Origin of the sequence: Qipengyuania citrea (genome assembly GCF_009828015.1) — a bacterium.
In the GTDB taxonomy this organism is placed as follows: domain Bacteria; phylum Pseudomonadota; class Alphaproteobacteria; order Sphingomonadales; family Sphingomonadaceae; genus Qipengyuania; species Qipengyuania citrea.
Map to the genome: position 1 here is coordinate 190,484 of NZ_WTYG01000002.1, position 15,717 is coordinate 206,200.

Annotated in this window: 19 protein-coding genes; 14 read left to right on the forward strand and 5 right to left on the reverse strand. The window is 67.3% G+C overall.

All coding sequences use genetic code 11. The features are described from left to right. Positions 1–49 precede the first annotated feature (49 nt). From GRI55_RS06390 to GRI55_RS06405, 4 genes are all read left to right on the forward strand, one after another. Positions 50–613 carry a hypothetical protein gene (locus tag GRI55_RS06390; RefSeq protein WP_160766595.1) on the forward strand — a complete coding sequence of 188 codons (564 nt, stop codon included), beginning with the start codon at positions 50–52 and terminating at the stop codon, positions 611–613. Positions 614–634: 21 nt separating this feature from the next. Then, positions 635–871 carry a hypothetical protein gene (locus GRI55_RS06395; protein ID WP_202392396.1) on the forward strand — a complete coding sequence of 79 codons (237 nt, stop codon included), beginning with the start codon at positions 635–637 and terminating at the stop codon, positions 869–871. 29 nt (positions 872–900) lie between these two features. After that, on the forward strand, positions 901–1,953 hold the full coding sequence (locus GRI55_RS06400; protein ID WP_160766596.1) for a TIGR00341 family protein: 1,053 nt from the start codon (positions 901–903) through the stop codon (positions 1,951–1,953). Between the two features lie 127 nt (positions 1,954–2,080). Continuing rightward, positions 2,081–3,166, forward strand: a complete 1,086-nt coding sequence (locus GRI55_RS06405; RefSeq protein WP_063506128.1) for a histidine kinase dimerization/phosphoacceptor domain -containing protein — start codon at positions 2,081–2,083, stop codon at positions 3,164–3,166. Between the two features lie 8 nt (positions 3,167–3,174). Here the strand turns inward: GRI55_RS06405 and GRI55_RS06410 are convergent, their stop codons facing one another. Continuing rightward, on the reverse strand, positions 3,175–4,290 hold the full coding sequence (locus GRI55_RS06410) for an NAD(P)/FAD-dependent oxidoreductase (protein WP_160766597.1): 1,116 nt from the start codon (positions 4,288–4,290) through the stop codon (positions 3,175–3,177). A 71-nt stretch (positions 4,291–4,361) separates the two neighbouring features. Here GRI55_RS06410 and GRI55_RS06415 point away from each other — a divergent pair, with 71 nt between their 5' ends. The 7 genes from GRI55_RS06415 (at position 4,362) to GRI55_RS06445 (ending at position 10,158) form a co-directional block, all read left to right on the forward strand. Further along, a complete protein-coding gene (locus GRI55_RS06415; RefSeq protein ID WP_160766598.1) occupies positions 4,362–5,381 on the forward strand; it encodes an NAD-dependent epimerase/dehydratase family protein in 1,020 nt (339 codons plus the stop codon). A gap of 75 nt (positions 5,382–5,456) precedes the next feature. After that, complete coding sequence (locus tag GRI55_RS06420) at positions 5,457–6,005, forward strand: TspO/MBR family protein (protein ID WP_160766599.1); 549 nt, start codon at positions 5,457–5,459, stop codon at positions 6,003–6,005. Between the two features lie 322 nt (positions 6,006–6,327). Then, positions 6,328–6,573 carry an accessory factor UbiK family protein gene (locus tag GRI55_RS06425; RefSeq protein WP_160766600.1) on the forward strand — a complete coding sequence of 82 codons (246 nt, stop codon included), beginning with the start codon at positions 6,328–6,330 and terminating at the stop codon, positions 6,571–6,573. A 159-nt stretch (positions 6,574–6,732) separates the two neighbouring features. Then, positions 6,733–7,020 (forward strand): GIY-YIG nuclease family protein, encoded by a 288-nt coding sequence (locus GRI55_RS06430; protein WP_160766601.1) that lies wholly within the window; start codon positions 6,733–6,735, stop codon positions 7,018–7,020. Positions 7,021–7,201: 181 nt separating this feature from the next. Continuing rightward, on the forward strand, positions 7,202–7,798 hold the full coding sequence (gene recO, locus GRI55_RS06435) for a DNA repair protein RecO (protein ID WP_160766602.1): 597 nt from the start codon (positions 7,202–7,204) through the stop codon (positions 7,796–7,798). Positions 7,799–7,915: 117 nt separating this feature from the next. Further along, entirely contained in the window at positions 7,916–8,983 is a 1,068-nt protein-coding gene (gene leuB, locus GRI55_RS06440; RefSeq protein WP_160766603.1) for a 3-isopropylmalate dehydrogenase, read from the forward strand. 32 nt (positions 8,984–9,015) lie between these two features. After that, a complete protein-coding gene (locus tag GRI55_RS06445; protein WP_237452440.1) occupies positions 9,016–10,158 on the forward strand; it encodes a glycosyltransferase in 1,143 nt (380 codons plus the stop codon). Positions 10,159–10,381: 223 nt separating this feature from the next. Here the strand turns inward: GRI55_RS06445 and GRI55_RS06450 are convergent, their stop codons facing one another. Both GRI55_RS06450 and GRI55_RS06455 read right to left on the reverse strand, forming a co-directional pair. Further along, positions 10,382–11,653: a phospholipid carrier-dependent glycosyltransferase gene (locus GRI55_RS06450; protein ID WP_160766605.1), complete on the reverse strand. Its 1,272-nt coding sequence runs from the start codon at positions 11,651–11,653 to the stop codon at positions 10,382–10,384. Between the two features lie 43 nt (positions 11,654–11,696). Continuing rightward, positions 11,697–12,083, reverse strand: coding sequence for a hypothetical protein (locus GRI55_RS06455; RefSeq protein WP_307019505.1), 387 nt, complete (start codon positions 12,081–12,083; stop codon positions 11,697–11,699). An 89-nt stretch (positions 12,084–12,172) separates the two neighbouring features. On the opposite strand from GRI55_RS06455, the gene GRI55_RS06460 reads away from it, so the two are divergent. Together GRI55_RS06460 and GRI55_RS06465 are read left to right on the forward strand one after the other, a co-directional pair. Next, positions 12,173–12,706, forward strand: a complete 534-nt coding sequence (locus tag GRI55_RS06460) for a TetR/AcrR family transcriptional regulator (RefSeq protein ID WP_160766606.1) — start codon at positions 12,173–12,175, stop codon at positions 12,704–12,706. Between the two features lie 31 nt (positions 12,707–12,737). Beyond that, positions 12,738–13,943 carry a trans-sulfuration enzyme family protein gene (locus tag GRI55_RS06465; protein WP_160766607.1) on the forward strand — a complete coding sequence of 402 codons (1,206 nt, stop codon included), beginning with the start codon at positions 12,738–12,740 and terminating at the stop codon, positions 13,941–13,943. 13 nt (positions 13,944–13,956) lie between these two features. Here GRI55_RS06465 and GRI55_RS06470 read toward each other — a convergent pair whose 3' ends face one another. Both GRI55_RS06470 and GRI55_RS06475 read right to left on the reverse strand, forming a co-directional pair. Next, a complete protein-coding gene (locus GRI55_RS06470) occupies positions 13,957–14,370 on the reverse strand; it encodes a DUF6628 family protein (RefSeq protein WP_063505516.1) in 414 nt (137 codons plus the stop codon). A 97-nt stretch (positions 14,371–14,467) separates the two neighbouring features. Next, a complete protein-coding gene (locus tag GRI55_RS06475) occupies positions 14,468–14,782 on the reverse strand; it encodes an excalibur calcium-binding domain-containing protein (protein WP_156488997.1) in 315 nt (104 codons plus the stop codon). 52 nt (positions 14,783–14,834) lie between these two features. Here GRI55_RS06475 and GRI55_RS06480 point away from each other — a divergent pair, with 52 nt between their 5' ends. After that, positions 14,835–15,446 carry a 2-hydroxychromene-2-carboxylate isomerase gene (locus GRI55_RS06480; protein WP_160766608.1) on the forward strand — a complete coding sequence of 204 codons (612 nt, stop codon included), beginning with the start codon at positions 14,835–14,837 and terminating at the stop codon, positions 15,444–15,446. The last annotated feature ends 271 nt before the right edge of the window (positions 15,447–15,717 follow it).

Here is a 15,717-nt window from a genome sequence, read left to right on the forward strand (position 1 = left end):
GCCCGCCGCAGCAGCGCAGGCGCATAGTCCGATCGCAGGAGCACGACATATGACCAGCACGCCCGATGCCTTTCGCATCCGCGAGGCTGTCGCCTATTTCGACGCCAGCACGGATCTCGAGGAAGCGATCGACGAGCTGCTCAGTTCGGGTTTCGACCGCGCGGAAATCAGCCTGCTGGCGACCGAGAGGGCGGTCGAGGACCAGCTTGGTCACCGCTATCACAAGGTTGCCGAGCTGGAGGACGATCCCGCCGTGCCGCGCGCGATCTACATTCCCAGGGAAGCGATCGGCGAGGCACAGGGCGCACTGGTCGCCACGCCGCTCTACCTGGCGGCGATGACCGCGATCGGCGGTATCGTGGCCTCGGGTGGCTCGCTGCTGGCAGTGATCGTCGGCGCGGCGGTTGCAGGCGGGGCAGGGCGCGCGCTGGGCGCCGGGGTGGCCCGATTGGTGGGTGACCGGCACGCCGAAAACCTGCAGAACCAGCTTGAACATGGCGGGCTGCTGCTCTGGGTGCGCACCTGGGACAGCGGCGACGAACAACGCGCGGTCGACATCCTGACGAAGCATTCGGGGCACGATGTCCATGTGCATGGCTCGCCGCAGAACTGACCGCTTGATGGGAGAATTACAGTGATCGGGAAGATGGTGGCACTCGGGCTCGCAGGGCTTGCCGGATACGCGCTGTTCAAGCGCAAGGATGCATCCCGCAATGCTGCCTTTGCGGAAGACCAGCCGCATAATTTCCATACCGACGTGCGCGATGCCGGACCCGGCGCTATGCGCGACCCGGAGGCGCGCGAATGGACCGAGACCGACGAGGATCTCGACGAAAGCTTCCCCGCAAGCGATCCGCCGGGTGGCTATTGACCCGCGCGGGCGATAACCCGGTGAATTGAATGGCGGCCAGGCTCGTCCAGATATACCTGCCCGAAGACCGGGTCCGCGATCTGGAGATGATCCTCGCTCGCCACACGCGGCGGTTCTGGCGGGAAACCGTGCCCGGGGCGCAGGAAAAATGCACCTGCATCGTCCAGCAACGCTATACCGAACGCCTGCTCGCCGATCTGGACGAGGCCTTCGCAGACCTGCCCGACTTCTCCGCGCTCGTGTCCGAGCTGCAGGCGGTCCTTCCGGTGGTCGAAGAAACGCCGGTCACCGAATTGCCGCTGTCGCCCGACCTGCCGACCCCCACGCGGATCGAGCGGTTCTTCAGCCGCGATCGGCTCAGCACCGACGAACTCTACGACGACATCGAGGAAAGCCTGCATCCCGGGCCTGCCTATTTGCTGACGGTCACGCTGTCGGCGATCATCGCCGGCCTGGGGATGCGCAGCGGGCAGACCGCGGTGGTCATCGGCGCAATGATCATTGCGCCGCTGCTCGGGCCGACGATGGGGTTGGCGCTGGCGGCCACGGTCGGCAATTGGAAGCTGGGCCGGCAGGCGGCCGCGACGCTCGCCATCGGCTGCGTCCTCGCAGTGCTCGCGGGTGTCGTCCTCGGCATTACGGTGGCAATCGATCCGCTGGTGCCCGAATTGAAGAACCGCACGCTGGTCCAGCCCGCCGATATCGCGCTGGCGCTGGCCTGCGGTGCCGCGGGCGTGCTGGCGTTCAGTCGCGGCGCCTCGCTTGCGCTGGTCGGGGTGATGATCGCCGTCGCGCTGGTTCCGCCCCTGACCGCAGCAGGCATCTATACCGGTGCGGGCATTCCCGAAGCGAGCGCCAACGCGCTGTTCCTGTTCACCGTCAACCTCGTCTGCGTCAATGTCGCGGGGATCGCGATGTTCTTGTTCCAGGGCCTGCCGCCGACCAGCTGGCGGATGACCAGCGGGATCATGCTGGTGTGGGTGGTGTTGCTGATCCTGCTGATGTCGATGATGGCGGGGCGGATTTTCCTCGGCTTCGGTTCGTGGGACTTCGTTATGGACTACCTGACCGCCAGCCGCTGAACGGTGGGGATTGCCGCCGCGATGGCGAACGGCGGCTGCGCTGGGGCCGTGTGGCACACCTGCCCGGGGGACCTGGCAGCGGACCAATAAACCTAGGCCCGGCGGATTTCCCTGCTATCGGTGCGGGATGACACCACGTCTCCATCCCCGGGAAGAAGAACGGCTGCGCGAGCTGCGCCGCTACAATATCCTCGATACCGAGCGTGAACGCGATTTCGACGATCTGGTCGAGATCGCGTCGCAGATCTGCGAGGTCCCGGTTTCGGTCGTCAATTTCATCGACGAGGGCCGGCAGTGGTTCAAGGCCGAGGTCGGGCTGGGCGTGCGCTCCACCCCGATCGAAACCAGCCTGTGCGGGCATGTGATCCTCGAAGGCGATTTCGTCGAGATCCCCGACACGCTGAAAGACGAGCGCATGGCCGACAACCCGCTGTGCACCGAAGAGCCCGGTTTCCGGTTCTACGCCGGCGCGGTGCTGCGCACCGAGAAGGGGCTGCCGCTGGGGACGCTGTGCGTGCTCGATCACAAGCCGCGCACGCTCACGCCGCACCAGCGCCGCGTGCTCGAGGTGTTGTCCAAGCACGTGATGCGCGAACTCGAACTCCGGCTTGCGCTGGCGCAGGAACAAACGCTCCGGCGCGAGGTCGACCACCGGGTCAAGAACTCGCTTGCCTCGATCGGGGCACTGCTGTCGATGAAGGCGCAGCGGGCAACCGACGAAGCGGTACAGACCGCGCTCGAAGACGCCAGCATCCGTATCCGCTCGCTCTCGTCGCTGCATGCCGAACTGCACGATCTGGCGCAGGGCGAGCGGGTGGAACTGCGCTCGCTTTTCGAACGGATCGAACGCGATCTGCGCCAGCTGCTGCCCGACGGGATCAGGCTGGTGATCGAGGTCGGCAACGACCGCGTCTCGCCCAGCCTCGCCAATGCGCTGCTGCTGATCGTGAACGAATTCGTGTCGAACAGCGTCAAGCACGGGCTGCAGGACCGCAGCGGATCGATCGCCATCGCCATCCGCGCGGGCGACGACGGCTGGTCGATCGCCTGCAGCGACGATGGCAGTGCCACCAGTGCGGATGCCGAACGCGCGGCGCTGGCCAAGGGGCTGGGCACGCGTGTCATCCAGTCGCTCGCCTCATCCTTCGGCGTGGCGCCCGACTGGAGCGCAAACGGGTCGGGGATGCACCTGAGGATCGACGCCGCGGCCTAGGCGGGCTGCTATGCCGGCGGCGTTCGGAGGCGTTCCACTGCCAGCATCGCGCGGGTCACGCCCACCGCGCGCAGCTCCTCGGGCCACGGCCCGCCGGTCGCGGCCGCTTCCACGGCCAGCGCCATGGCGGGCGAGGTCTGCAGGCCGAACCCGCCCTGTCCCGCCAGCCAGAAGAAACCCGGCGCTTGCCGGTCGAAGCCCGCCACGGGCAGCCGGTCGGGGGCAAAGTTCCTGAGACCCGCCCATTTGCTCGCCAGCTGCCGGATTGTCAGCGTGGTGGCCTGTTCGACATTCCACGCCGCCAGCGCGACGTCTTCCTCTTCGGGCTGCGCGTCGCAGGGCGCGCTCGGGCCTTCGTCCATCGGGCTGGCGAGCAGCCGGCCATTGCCCTCGGGCTCGAGATAGAAGCCGGGGCCCACGGTCTTGGTGAAGGGCCAGTCGCGCACCGCATGCTCGGTATCGAAAGTGATCACCGTGCGCCGCAGCGGGGTGATGCCCAGCGGCGCGATACCGCCCAGCGCCGCGACCGGGTCGGCCCAGGCGCCCGCGGCATTGACCACCACGCGTGCGCTGTAGCTTGCCCCCGGCGTATCGGCAGTCCAGCGCTCGCCCGCGCGCGCCAGTCGCTCCACCGGGACGCCGTTCGCCAGTTCGCCCCCGCGCGCCAGCAGCTCCTTGCGATGCGCCTCGAGCATGGCATGCGCGTCGAGCTTGCGCGCATGCCGGTCGAGCAGCGCGCCGCTGATGCCGCCGTCGCCCTCGCGCAGCACCGGGGTGAACGCGCGCGCTTCGGCAGGCGCCAGCCGTTCGACGCGCGGCTCCCATTCGCGGTAATTGGCTTCCAGCCTGTCGAGCGCCGCTTCCTGCCCTTCAAGCGCGATGAACAGCGCGGGATGCGGCGTTGCCCCGGGTTCGGCCAGCAGCGGCATGCTCGCCGCGGTCAGCGCGCGCACCAGCCAGGCGTCCATGTCGAAATGCGCGAAGGCGGCGCTGCGGCCCGAGGAATGCACACCGGGCGCGGCTTCGGCCTCGACCACCTGCGTGGTACCGTGCCGTGCCAGCCGTGCGGCGGAGGACAGCCCCGCGATCCCGGCGCCCACCACGAGGAAATCGACCTGTTTCATAGCGACTCCGTTGCCCGCTGCAGCCATTCTGCCTAGTCTCGCGCCTAGCAAAACAGCGGGGGCGCAGACAGATGGCAATGACGATCCTGGTGACCGGGGGCACCGGCTATATCGGCGGCGAGGTGATCGAGCAGCTGCTGGCGCGCGGGCACAGCGTCCACACCACGGTCCGCGATGCCGCGAAGAGCGAACCGCGGCTGCGCGCGCGCTGGAACGATGCGGGTGAGCGGCTGAAGGTGTTCCAGGCCGATCTGCTCGACGATGCCGGCTGGGCCGAGGCCAATGCCGGCTGCGACGCGGTGGCGCATGTCGCCTCGCCGTTTCCGCTGGCGACGCCCCGGGACAAGGACGAGCTGGTGGTGCCCGCGCGCGAAGGCACGCTGCGCGCGCTCGATTTCGCGCACCGCGCGGGCATCACGCGCTTCGTCCAGACCAGCAGCGCAGCCGCGATCGCCTATGGCCAGCCGGACAAGGACCATTTCACCCATCTCGACTGGACCGACCTGACCGCCGGCGTGCCGCCCTATATCGAGAGCAAGACCGTGGCCGAACGCGCCGCGCGCGACTGGGTCGCGATGCACGCGCCGGGCATGGCATTCTGCTCGATCAATCCGGTGGCGGTGTTCGGTCCCGTCCATGACGACGACCTGTCGACCAGCGTCGCGATGGTGAAGAAGATCATCGACGGTTCGATCCCGCTGTTGCCCGACATGGGAATCTGCGTGACCGACGTGCGCGATGTGGCCGAAGCGCATGTCCGCGCGCTCGAGGCCCCGGCACAGCAGGTTCGCGGCGAGCGTTTCCCGACCAGCCAGAAATTCCTCTGGCTGCGCGAAATGGCGGCGATCATCCGCCAGCGCGTGCCCGAGCATGCGGGCAGGGTGCCGAGACGCGGCATGCCCAACTGGCTGGTGCACATGCTTGCGCCCTTCATGGACGAAATGAAGCAGGTGCGCGGCGAGCTCGGCAATGTCCGCGACGTTTCCGGTCGCCACACCGAAGAGGTGCTCGGCTTCACCTTCATCGCCGCCGAACAGACGCTGGAGGACACCGTGCGGAGCCTCGCGGCAAAGGGCATCGTCACGCACTGACGGGGGCATTGCATTGCCAGTCCGCCGGGGCTTCGGCACAAGACGCATGAAACGAATCGTTGACGGGAAATAGACATGAACATGCTGGCGTCGCGCGGGCAGCTGCGCGCAAGTTTCCTTCGCTGGGCGCTCTTCACCGTGCCGCTCTGCGTGCTGCTCGGCTTTCTGTCCGGCCAGCTGGGCAGCCCCGACACCGCGTGGTTCCAGTCGCTCGTCAAGCCCGGCATCTATCCCGAACCCAAGTGGTTCGGCATCGTCTGGACGATCCTCTATGTCATGATGGGCTTCGCGCTGGCTCTGGTCGCCTCGGCATGGGGCGCGCGCGGCCGCACTGCGGCGCTGTGGGTCTTCGCCGTGCATTTCGCACTCAACCTCGCGTGGAGCTATGTCTTCTTCGGCGCACAGCAGATCAGCGGGGCGCTGGCACTGCTGGTGGCGATCGTGCTGACGTTGCTGGTGGTGATCGCACTGTTCTGGCGCGTCCGCCGGCTCGCCGCCGTGCTGCTGCTGCCCTATCTCACCTGGGTCTGCTTCGCCACCGCGCTGAATTACCAGTTCCTCCAGCTCAATCCGCAAGCCGATGGCGGCACGCCCGAAGGCGCGGTCGAGCGGGTAAGGATCTAGTTTTTGCTTTTCGCACCGACATCCGTCGGTGCATCCTCGGGGCTGTTCCTCCGCTTCGCTCCGGGCCCCTGCGGGCGCGCGGTCGCGCTTGCCGTTCGCTGGTCGCGAACGTCAAGCGCGTTACCATAGCGGGTCGCACTGGTCCCGAGCCGCAGGCGAGGCAAGGGCGACCGCCCGCCCGCAGTGGAATCGAAGCGACAGCTGAGATGGCTGAAAGCCACCCGACCTTCAGGTCGCATGAGCGAGGATAGCCTAAGGCCGCGGACGCGGCCGCCGGCGCTTGAGGCTAGACAAAAGCAGCATCCCGTCCCATCTGAACCCTATGCAGAGCCAGAATCCCCTGATCGCCGATTTCGTCAAACTCGCCAATTCGGCAGCCGGTACGCTGGCCGGCATGGGGCGCGAGGCCCGCGACGCCGCGCGCGAACGGGCCAAGGAAAGCTTCGGCGGGATGGACTTCGTCACCCGCGAGGAATTCGACGCGGTGAAGACGATGGCCAGCAAGGCGCGCACCGAAGCGGAAGACCTCAAGGCCCGCGTCGCAGCGCTGGAAGCCCGGATCAAGTAGGCTTTTGGCCGCTCGGCGGTCTGCGGGCAGAGAGCTTATCTAGGCCCCTGCCTTCGCAGGGGCGACGCGAAGAGGTAAGGTCAGGCAATGCACCTCATCGCTCTCGTCGCCCCTGCGAAGGCAGGGGCCCAGCCGACCTCTCGGACCGCGGCCTGATCGATGCCGGGCGGCTGGGTCTATATCATGACCAATGGCCCGCACGGCACGCTTTACCTCGGGGTTACCGCCGACATCGCCGCGCGCGTCCACGCCCATCGCGACGGGCAGGGATCCGAATTCTGCCGCAAGCATGGCCTCACGCGCTTGGTCTATGCAGAGCAGTATGAGGATATCCATGACGCCATCGCGCGGGAGAAGGCGATGAAGCGGTGGAAGCGGCAATGGAAGCTCAGGCTGATCCGGCGCGACAATCCCGACTGGAACGACCTGTTCGAGATGATCCTGTGATGGTGCCATTTCGCTGATCTTACCTAGGCCCCTGCCTGCGCAGGGGCGACAGACCACCAGGGCTCTCTCCGTCGCCCCTGCGCAGGCAGGGGCCCAACTGACGTCGCAGTCCGCGATAGAACGCTCCATAAGTCGACTTCGCCGTCTTCGCAGGATCGATGCGAGCGGCTAAGACCGCCCCATGCAGCTTTCCGCTCCCGCCATCCTGCTTGCCGCGCGTGCGCATGGCGAGACCGCGGTCATTGCGCGGATGCTGACCGAGCAGCATGGCATGGTCGCCGCTTATGTAGCAGGGGGGCGCGGGCGGCAGCTGCGGCCGGTGGTGATCCCCGGCAATATCGTCCAGGCGGAAATCCGCGCCAAGTCGGACAGCCAGCTGCCCTTCGCCCGGCTCGAACTGGTCGCCAGCCGCGGGCCGTGGCTGGGCGAGCCGCTGGCGGCTTCGGCGATCAACTGGGTCACCGCGCTCACTGCGAGCGCGCTGCCCGAGCGCAATCCCTATCCCACGCTCCATTCCGCGCTCGGCGGCTTGCTCGATGCGATCTGTTCTGCCGACAGCGCACGGCAGTGGGTCGAGGCGCTGGCGGTCTATGAAGCGCTGCTGCTGCGCGAGCTGGGCTATGGCGGCCAGCGGCCCGCGATAGCCGGCCTCGGGCAGGCCTTGGAAATTCTCGACCGGCAGGAGCCGCTGATCGCGCGCTATTTGCTCGCCGACACCCGCGCCGACGTGATGGGCGCGCGAACGCTGCTGCGCCAGCGACTGGAACGGATGGTTTAGCCGCGTTCAAGAATGGTTCGTCGCCCCGGCCCATGCAGGGGCTTAGACACTGTCCGTTGAGCGCCCCGAGGGGCAGAAAGGCTCCTGCGCAGGAGCGACGAGGCTGGAGAACCACGCTTGAAAATCGCAATTTTCGCCGGCGACGGCATCGGGCCCGAAGTGATCGCACAGGCGCGCCGCGTGCTGGAAGCGCTGTCGTTGCCCGGATTGACGCTGTTCGAAGGCGATGTCGGCGCCGCCGCCTATCGCCGCCACGGCCATCCGCTGCCACCCGAAACGCTGGAAATGGCGCGTGCTGCCGATGCGGTGCTGTTCGGCGCGGTGGGCGATTTTTCCTGCGACGACCTGCCGCGCGAACTGCGCCCCGAACAGGCGATTCTCGGTCTGCGCAGCGAGCTGGGGCTGTTCGCCAATTTGCGGCCAGCGGCCGGCTTCCCGGGGCTCGAACACCTGTCCTCGCTCAAGCCCGAAGTCGCGCGCAGCATCGACCTGCTGGTGGTGCGCGAACTCAATGGCGATGTCTATTTCGGCGACAAGGGCGAACGCGGCAGCGCGGGCGGGCGCGAGGGCTGGGACATGATGTCCTACAACGAGGCCGAGGTTCGCCGTATCGCGCACGCCGGCTTCCGCGCCGCGATGGGGCGCGGCAAGAAACTGACCAGCGTCGACAAGGCCAACGTCCTCGAAACCAGCCGCATCTGGCGCGAAACCGTGATCGAAGTCGCGCAGGAATATCCCGAGGTCGAACTTGACCACATGTATGTCGACAATGCCGCGATGCAGCTGGTCAAGTCGCCGGGCCAGTTCGACACGATCGTCACCGGCAATCTGTTCGGCGATATCCTGTCCGACCAGGCCAGCGCCTGCGTCGGCTCGATCGGCCTGCTCGCCAGCGCGTCGCTGGGCGAACGGCAGACCGACTACGGCACCTTCGGCCTGTACGAGCCGATCCACGGCAGCGCGCCCGACATTGCCGGGCAAGGCAAGGCCAATCCGGTCGCGGCCGTGCTCAGCCTCGCCATGCTGCTGCGTCACTCGTTGGGGCGCGAGGAGGACGCCGTCCGGATCGAGCGCGCCGTGGAGGCGATCCTTGCCGATGGCGTGCTGGGTGGTGACCTCGGCGGAAGCGCTTCGACGCAGGAAGTCGGCGATGCGATTGTTAGGAAGATTGTAACCATATCTTGAGGATTGCCGCATAACCGGGTCATGCAATGGACATGACACCGCAGATGCAGCCCGATCCGGCTACCTCCACCGCTGCCAGCGCTCGCCCGCTGGAGCTGGCGATCATCCTGCCCACGCTCAACGAGCGCGACAATCTCGCCCCGCTGGTCGAGCGGATCGAAGGCGCGCTGGGCGTATCGGGCTGGGAAGTGCTGGTGGTGGACGACAATTCCGCCGACGGTACCAGCGACGAAGCGCGGCGTCTGTCGCTCTCGGATCCGCGCGTGCGGGTACTGCAGCGCATCGGCCGGCGCGGCTTGTCGAGCGCGGCGATCGAGGGCTTCTGCGCCACTGCGGCGCCCTATGTCGCGGTGATGGATGCTGACCACCAGCACGATCCCAAGCTGCTGGTCGACATGCTTGGCGCGGTGAAAGCGGGGGACGCGGATGTCGCGGTCGCCAGCCGCTTCGCCGAAGGCGCGAGCATGGAGGAATGGGGCCGCCCCGACCGCGAGAAGCTTTCCAGCGTCGCCAACATGCTGGCGCGCAAGCTCACCGGTGTCGAACTCAGCGACCCGATGAGCGGCTTCTTCCTGCTGCCCAGCGCGACTGCACGGCGGCTGGTGCCCAGCCTTTCGGGCATCGGCTTCAAGATCCTGCTCGACCTGCTCGCCACTTCCGAAACACCGCTCAAGGTGAAGGATTTCCCGATGAATTTCTCCGCCCGCCGCTCCGGCGAAAGCAAGCTCGACCGCGCGATCGCGCTCGATTTCCTCGCCGGGCTGTACGACAAGAGCTTCGGTCGGATCATCCCGACGCGCTTCGCGCTGTTCGGCACGGTCGGGGTCATCGGCATCGGCGTGCACATGGCGATCCTCTATGCCTTCATGCTGGTGGCAGGGACCAATTTCGGCTGGAGCCAGGCGGTCGCGACTTTCGGGGCGATGACCTTCAACTTCTGGCTCAACAATTTCCTCACCTATCGCGACCGCCGGCTGAAAGAGGCGGACCGCCTGTTCTGGGGCTGGCTCAGCTTCATCGCCGCCTGTTCGATCGGCGCCTTCGCCAATGTTGCGGTCGCCACCACGCTCAACGATCGGGGCTTGCACGAAGTCTTCGCCGCGCTGGTCGGGATCGGCATCGGCTCGGTATGGAACTACGCCCTGTCGAGCCGCTTCGTGTGGGGGCGATATTAGGTTTCGGGCGTGCGGTCGGGACACGCGTCGTGACCTTGCTGTTCCGTCCCACTCCTGAGTTTTTGTTGTGTGCGCCTTCGACACCCGTCGAAGGCTTGCGGCACCGGCCCACTCCCCCACCCGGCCACCCAGTCAGTATGATCCCGTGGGTGGCCGGGTGGGGGAGTGGGCCGGTGCCGCCGCAAGGCAATCGCGGATGCGCTTCACGCACCCCACCAAAACCCTATCTCCAGCTTTCCATCCAGGTCCACACGGCGAAGCTGTCGGGGCCGGCGAGCGGCGCGGCGCTGATGATCGGGTAGAACCACGCGAACACCAGCACACTGCCGATCACCGGCGCCAGCGCGCTCTTGCGCCAGCCGCCCTGCCACAGCGCATCGCACACCAGTGCCAGCGCGGCGAGCAGCGCCATGCTCGGCAATGCGTAATGGTAGTAGAACTGCACCGGCTTGGTTGCGACCACCCAGAAACCCAGGCTCGCCGCATAGAGCAGCGCCGTGCCCAGCGCCGCCCAGTGCCGGCGCATCACCCCGTGCCAGGCGCACCACGCCAGCGCGGGCAGGCCGAGCAGCATGGTCAGCGGATTGCCGATCAGCATGATACCGCGCTGGACCCCCGCGACCGGTTCGTAGAGATACCAGATCGAGCGCGCATTGAGCACCCATTGCTCCCACGTCGACTGGTAGGGATGGGGCTTCAGCACCTGCTCCTGCTGCGACAGCATGAACTGGTGGTGGAACACCAGCCCCTCGGTGATCGGGTGCAGGCGGAAGAAGAAGGCCGGCAGGTAGGTCGCGGCATAGACCGCCAGCGGCACTGCGCCGAGCCACAGCGCGGCCTCGAGCAGCGTGGTCCCTGGGACGGGCGCGCCGCGGCGGCTGAGGAGCAGCCGGCGGCGACCTGCCAGCGTGCGCGCGACGAGGAAGGTCAGCCCCGGGAGCATGGCGACGACCAGCGCGTTCCATTTCGCGCCCATCGCCAGCCCCAGCGCGATCCCGGTCAGAGCCAGCCGCCAGCGACCTTGCTCCGGTTGCCGGATCGCGGCGGCGAACTGCCATGCGGCCAGCGCGAGGAAGGCGAGGTAGACGATGTCGAGCATGGCGATGCGCGCATGCACGAACAGGTGGAAACCGGTCGCCAGCAGCACGCCGTAGGCGAGGGTGGCGAAGCGGCTGGCGCTGGCGAACCACAGCGCTCGCATCGCGCCGAACAGCGCCAGCGTACCCAGCAGCGTGGGCAGCAGCCGCCAGCCGACCGGATTGTCGCCGAACAGCGCGATCCCCAGCGCGATCAGCTGCTTGCCCAGCAGCGGGTGTTCGCGATTGGTGAATTCGCCCAGCACCAGCAGCTCGCGCGCGGCGGGTAGGTAGTGGACCTCGTCGAAATAGGGATGCGGCACCGCGGTCAGATACGGCAGGCAGGCCAGCCAGAAGGCGAGCGCCAGCGCGGCGCACCAGCGAAGCGGATCCTGGACCTGTTCGGGCGCGCGGCTCATCGCGAACCGGCTTAGGTAAGCCGCGCACCCGCATCAAGGCGGATCAGCCGGTTGTGCGCCGTTCCAGCCAGAACAACCGGGCGACCATGGCGAGCAGCCCGATGCTGGCAGTCGCCGCGACGAACAACAGCCACAGCGGCACCGCCATCCCCTGCGCACGGGCGCGCGGAACGACGAAAAAGCACGCGATACCCAGCGCGAACAGCAGGTCCCACCACACCTGGATGCCCCACAGGTTCGAAGTGTGGTTAACCCACACCGGCATCACGCCGTCGCGGGCGATCGTCACGGCGGTAAAGAACCCGAAGCCCGCCGCAAGCAATGCGGCGAGGAGCGGATTGCCCGTCTCGGCACGAGCGGTCAGGATATGGGCGAGGGCGGCCATCACTCCCACCAGCCCGGCAAGGAAGAGGATTACGTAGGGTGTCACGGTAGTCGGCTCCCGATTCGAATGTAGCGAGTGCTACACTTGTAGCCCCTTGTAGCGACTGCTACAAGATGCGCATGTCACCCGCCCGCATGTCCCGCGAAACGCTGCTGCCATTGCTGGCGGCGCATGTGATGGCGCACGGGCTCGCCGATGCCTCGCTGCGTCCGCTTGCCAGGGCGGCAGGAACCAGCGACCGCATGCTGATCTACCATTTCGGTAATAAGGACGCGCTGGTCGCAGCGCTGCTCGATTACCTTGTCGCGCGGTTCGCCGACGCGCTCGATTCCGCTTTCCCGCAAGCGCGCAGTGCCTCGCGCCGCGCCTGTGCGGAAACGGTCTATGCGGTTACGGGGCAGCCCGCATTCGCACCCTTCCGGCGGGTATGGTGGGACATCGTCGCGGGCTGCTCGGCCGGGAATGCCGCCTATCTCGCGGCGGCCGGCGGGATGATGGAGGTCCTGCTCGAGTGGGTGGTCGATCACCTGCCGGCAAGCGATCCCGACCCGGCTGCGGGGGCCCGCGCGGTGCTGACCGCGATCGAGGGTGCCCAGGCGCTGCGCGCGGTGGGGCGCGGCGACATTGCCGAAGCGGGGCTTGCAGCCTTGGAAGGGCGACCCGCTTGATGCGCGCCGCGCGCGTGCTATCGCGCCTGCCATGAAGAAGACCACCGGCACCGACCGTTCGATCACCTCCCGCTGGCGGCCCGCGACGCAGGCGGTGCGCGGGGGCACCTGGCGCAGCGAGCAGGGCGAGACCAGCGAAGCGCTGTTCCTCACCTCGGGCTATAGCTACGACAATGCGCAGACCGTCGCCGACCGCTTCGCTGGCGATGATGCGGGCATGACCTATTCGCGCCTGCAGAACCCCACCGTCGCCATGCTCGAGGAGCGCATCGCGCTGATGGAAGGCGCCGAGGCATGCCGCGCGCAGGCCAGCGGGATGGCGGCGATGACCACCGCGCTGCTGTGCCAGCTTTCGGCGGGCGACCACGTGGTCGGCGCGCGCGCGGCCTTCGGTTCGTGCCGCTGGCTGCTCGATCACCTGCTGCCGCGCTTCGGGATCGAGACCACCGTGGTCGACAGCGCCGATAACGATGCGTGGGAAGCCGCGATCCGGCCCAACACCAAGGTGTTCTTCTTCGAAACCCCCGCCAACCCCACGCTCGACGTGGTCGATCTGGCGCATGTCTGCGCCGTCGCCAAGGCGCATGGCATCACCACCGTGGTCGACAACGCCTTCGCCACCAGCGCGCTGCAGCGCCCGATGGATTACGGCGCCGACGTGGTCGCCTATTCGGCCACCAAGCTGATGGACGGGCAGGGCCGCGTGCTCGCGGGCGCGGTGTGCGGATCGCAGCAATGGATCGATGAGGTGCTGCTGCCCTTCCAGCGCAACACCGGCCCCAATATCTCGCCGTTCAACGCCTGGGTGGTGCTCAAGGGGCTCGAAACACTCGACCTGCGCGCCCGCCGCCAGAGCGCGAATGCGGTCGAACTGGGCACCTTCATCGAACCGCGGCTGCCGCGCATCCTGCACCCCGGGCTGGCCAGCCACCCGCGGCACGATCTGGCAATGGAACAGATGGTCGCCACCGGCCCGATCTTCGCGCTCGACGTGGGCGACCGGGCGACCGCATTCAAGCTGCTCGATGCGCTCCAGCTGGTCGATATCTCGAACAATATCGGCGACTCGCGCAGCCTGATGTGCCATCCCGCCAGCACCACGCACGCGGGCATGACGCAGGAGGCGCGCGACGCGATGGGCGTGACCGAAGGCCTGCTGCGGATCAACGTGGGGCTCGAGGATGTCGAGGACGTAAAGGAAGACCTAGACCGCGCGCTTACCGCCGCGGGGCTCTAACCCGCCGCCGCGTTCAGCCGCGCCACGCGTTGCGCGTCGCCACCCGCTCCAGTTCCTCGCCCAGCGCGTGCGCGGTGGTGAGCGCATCGGTGCAGCGCGCATCGTCGGTCAGCGCGCCATGCACGTCGAGCCCGCCGCCGCCGATCAGCGCCATCAGCAGCCCTTCGTCGCGCGTCATCCCCGCCGCGCAGCACGGCGCGAGCAGGATCTTGCGCCGCGAGGTGCGCGCCAGGTCGACGACCAGCGCGCGCGTCAGCACCAGCAGCCGCCGGAACTCCGCGCCGCTGGCATCGAGCGCGAGCATGGTCGCCCGCGCATCGTGCAGCCCGTGACCGGCGATCCGGCGGACGAGGACAAGCCCCAGCGTCTGGTGCCGCCGCGCGGGGAGCGGAAGGTCGAGTGTGGTCGAATCGTGCGAATGGGCCATGCAATCTCCTTTGCCGGCCGCCATCCTATGCTATTGCAAATCACTCGCAAGTATTATCTGCGGCTCTTCCACCGCCCGATCTCCCCCGCGGCACGCCCTATCGCCCGCGATAGGGTTCGCAGGCGACTCCGTCATTGTCGCGGTCGAGCGCGGGGCGATAGCCCGGCTGTCCGCGCAGTATCGGCGCGGCGCGTGCGGCGCGGGCCGCATCGCAATTAGCGAAATAGACGCCCCCGCGCAGCTGCGCAGTGGGGGCTTGCGGGCTGGATCGGCGGTTGCGGTGACAGTGATAGCCGCCGCTCTGCCGGTTGTTGTGGCATCCCTCGGCGTTCAGTCCGCCCGGGTGCGCCTGTGCGGGCGGTGAAGGCAGGGCCAGCAGTGCACAGGGCAGCAGCAGGGAAAGATGTTTCATCCTCGCCTCCCTAGCACGCAGGCGTTATCGCAGTGAAAAGGGGAGGAACACGATGACTGCAACCGTCGAATTCATTTTCGATATCGCCGCGCCCAATGGCTATCTCGCCTGGTATCCGCTCAAGGACATCGCCGCGCGCACCGGGGCGCGGCTGGAGGTCACGCCGGTGTTCCTCGGCGGGATGCACAAGCTGACCGGCAATGCCCCGCCGATGATCCGCGATGCCGGGGTCAAGGGGAAGGTCGCTTATGCGGCGCTCGAGTTCCAGCGCTTCGTCGACCGTCACGGCATGCACCGGTTCAGGATGCACCCGGCATTGCCGTTCAATTCGATCCTGCTCCAGCGCGTGCTGGCGGCGGCGGCTGACGAAGCGCAGCGGCAGGCGCTCGTCGAAGCGCTGCTGCCGGCAGTGTGGGAACGCAACATCGATTGCAGCGATGCCGACGCGGTGGGTGCGGAATTGACGCAGGCGGGTTTCGACGCACCGGCGCTGCTGGCCGCGGCGCAGGACCCGGCGGTGAAGGCGCGGCTGGCCGAAAACACCGAACGCGCGGTCGAGCGCGGCGCCTTCGGCATCCCGACCTTTTTCGTCGATGGCGAGATGTGGTTCGGCAAGGAACGCCTGGGCCAGCTCGAGGATTTCCTCGGCGACGGACAGCCTTAACCGAGCAATACCGCAATGATCGGCAAGGGCAGCGCCAGCGCCATACCCGATAGCAGATCGCCGCCTTCGTCGCGCACAAGACGCCTCAGCAATGCATAAAACATATTCCGACTCCCCCCGGTTGTCGGACCAACCAATCGGCCGTGCGACCCGAATGGCTCCGGCAATAATCAGGTGCGACCCTGCCATCCGTAATGCACCCGAGGGCTTGGGAATATCTCTACGATCCCGGTAAACCGATGTTAACTTGCCGCATTGCGGAGGAAAATTT

Excerpts from the sequence above, each read along its gene's own strand:
- GRI55_RS06390 (WP_160766595.1), top strand. The coding sequence starts at position 50 with ATGACCAGCACGCCCGATGCCTTTCGCATCCGCGAGGCTGTCGCCTAT.
- GRI55_RS06400 (WP_160766596.1), top strand. The coding sequence starts at position 901 with ATGGCGGCCAGGCTCGTCCAGATATACCTGCCCGAAGACCGGGTCCGC.
- GRI55_RS06405 (WP_063506128.1), top strand. The coding sequence starts at position 2,081 with ATGACACCACGTCTCCATCCCCGGGAAGAAGAACGGCTGCGCGAGCTG.
- GRI55_RS06410 (WP_160766597.1), bottom strand. The coding sequence starts at position 4,290 with ATGAAACAGGTCGATTTCCTCGTGGTGGGCGCCGGGATCGCGGGGCTG.
- GRI55_RS06415 (WP_160766598.1), top strand. The coding sequence starts at position 4,362 with ATGGCAATGACGATCCTGGTGACCGGGGGCACCGGCTATATCGGCGGC.
- GRI55_RS06420 (WP_160766599.1), top strand. The coding sequence starts at position 5,457 with ATGAACATGCTGGCGTCGCGCGGGCAGCTGCGCGCAAGTTTCCTTCGC.
- GRI55_RS06425 (WP_160766600.1), top strand. The coding sequence starts at position 6,328 with ATGCAGAGCCAGAATCCCCTGATCGCCGATTTCGTCAAACTCGCCAAT.
- GRI55_RS06430 (WP_160766601.1), top strand. The coding sequence starts at position 6,733 with ATGCCGGGCGGCTGGGTCTATATCATGACCAATGGCCCGCACGGCACG.
- recO (WP_160766602.1), top strand. The coding sequence starts at position 7,202 with ATGCAGCTTTCCGCTCCCGCCATCCTGCTTGCCGCGCGTGCGCATGGC.
- GRI55_RS06445 (WP_237452440.1), top strand. The coding sequence starts at position 9,016 with ATGACACCGCAGATGCAGCCCGATCCGGCTACCTCCACCGCTGCCAGC.
- GRI55_RS06450 (WP_160766605.1), bottom strand. The coding sequence starts at position 11,653 with ATGAGCCGCGCGCCCGAACAGGTCCAGGATCCGCTTCGCTGGTGCGCC.
- GRI55_RS06460 (WP_160766606.1), top strand. The coding sequence starts at position 12,173 with ATGTCCCGCGAAACGCTGCTGCCATTGCTGGCGGCGCATGTGATGGCG.
- GRI55_RS06465 (WP_160766607.1), top strand. The coding sequence starts at position 12,738 with ATGAAGAAGACCACCGGCACCGACCGTTCGATCACCTCCCGCTGGCGG.
- GRI55_RS06470 (WP_063505516.1), bottom strand. The coding sequence starts at position 14,370 with ATGGCCCATTCGCACGATTCGACCACACTCGACCTTCCGCTCCCCGCG.
- GRI55_RS06475 (WP_156488997.1), bottom strand. The coding sequence starts at position 14,782 with ATGAAACATCTTTCCCTGCTGCTGCCCTGTGCACTGCTGGCCCTGCCT.
- GRI55_RS06480 (WP_160766608.1), top strand. The coding sequence starts at position 14,835 with ATGACTGCAACCGTCGAATTCATTTTCGATATCGCCGCGCCCAATGGC.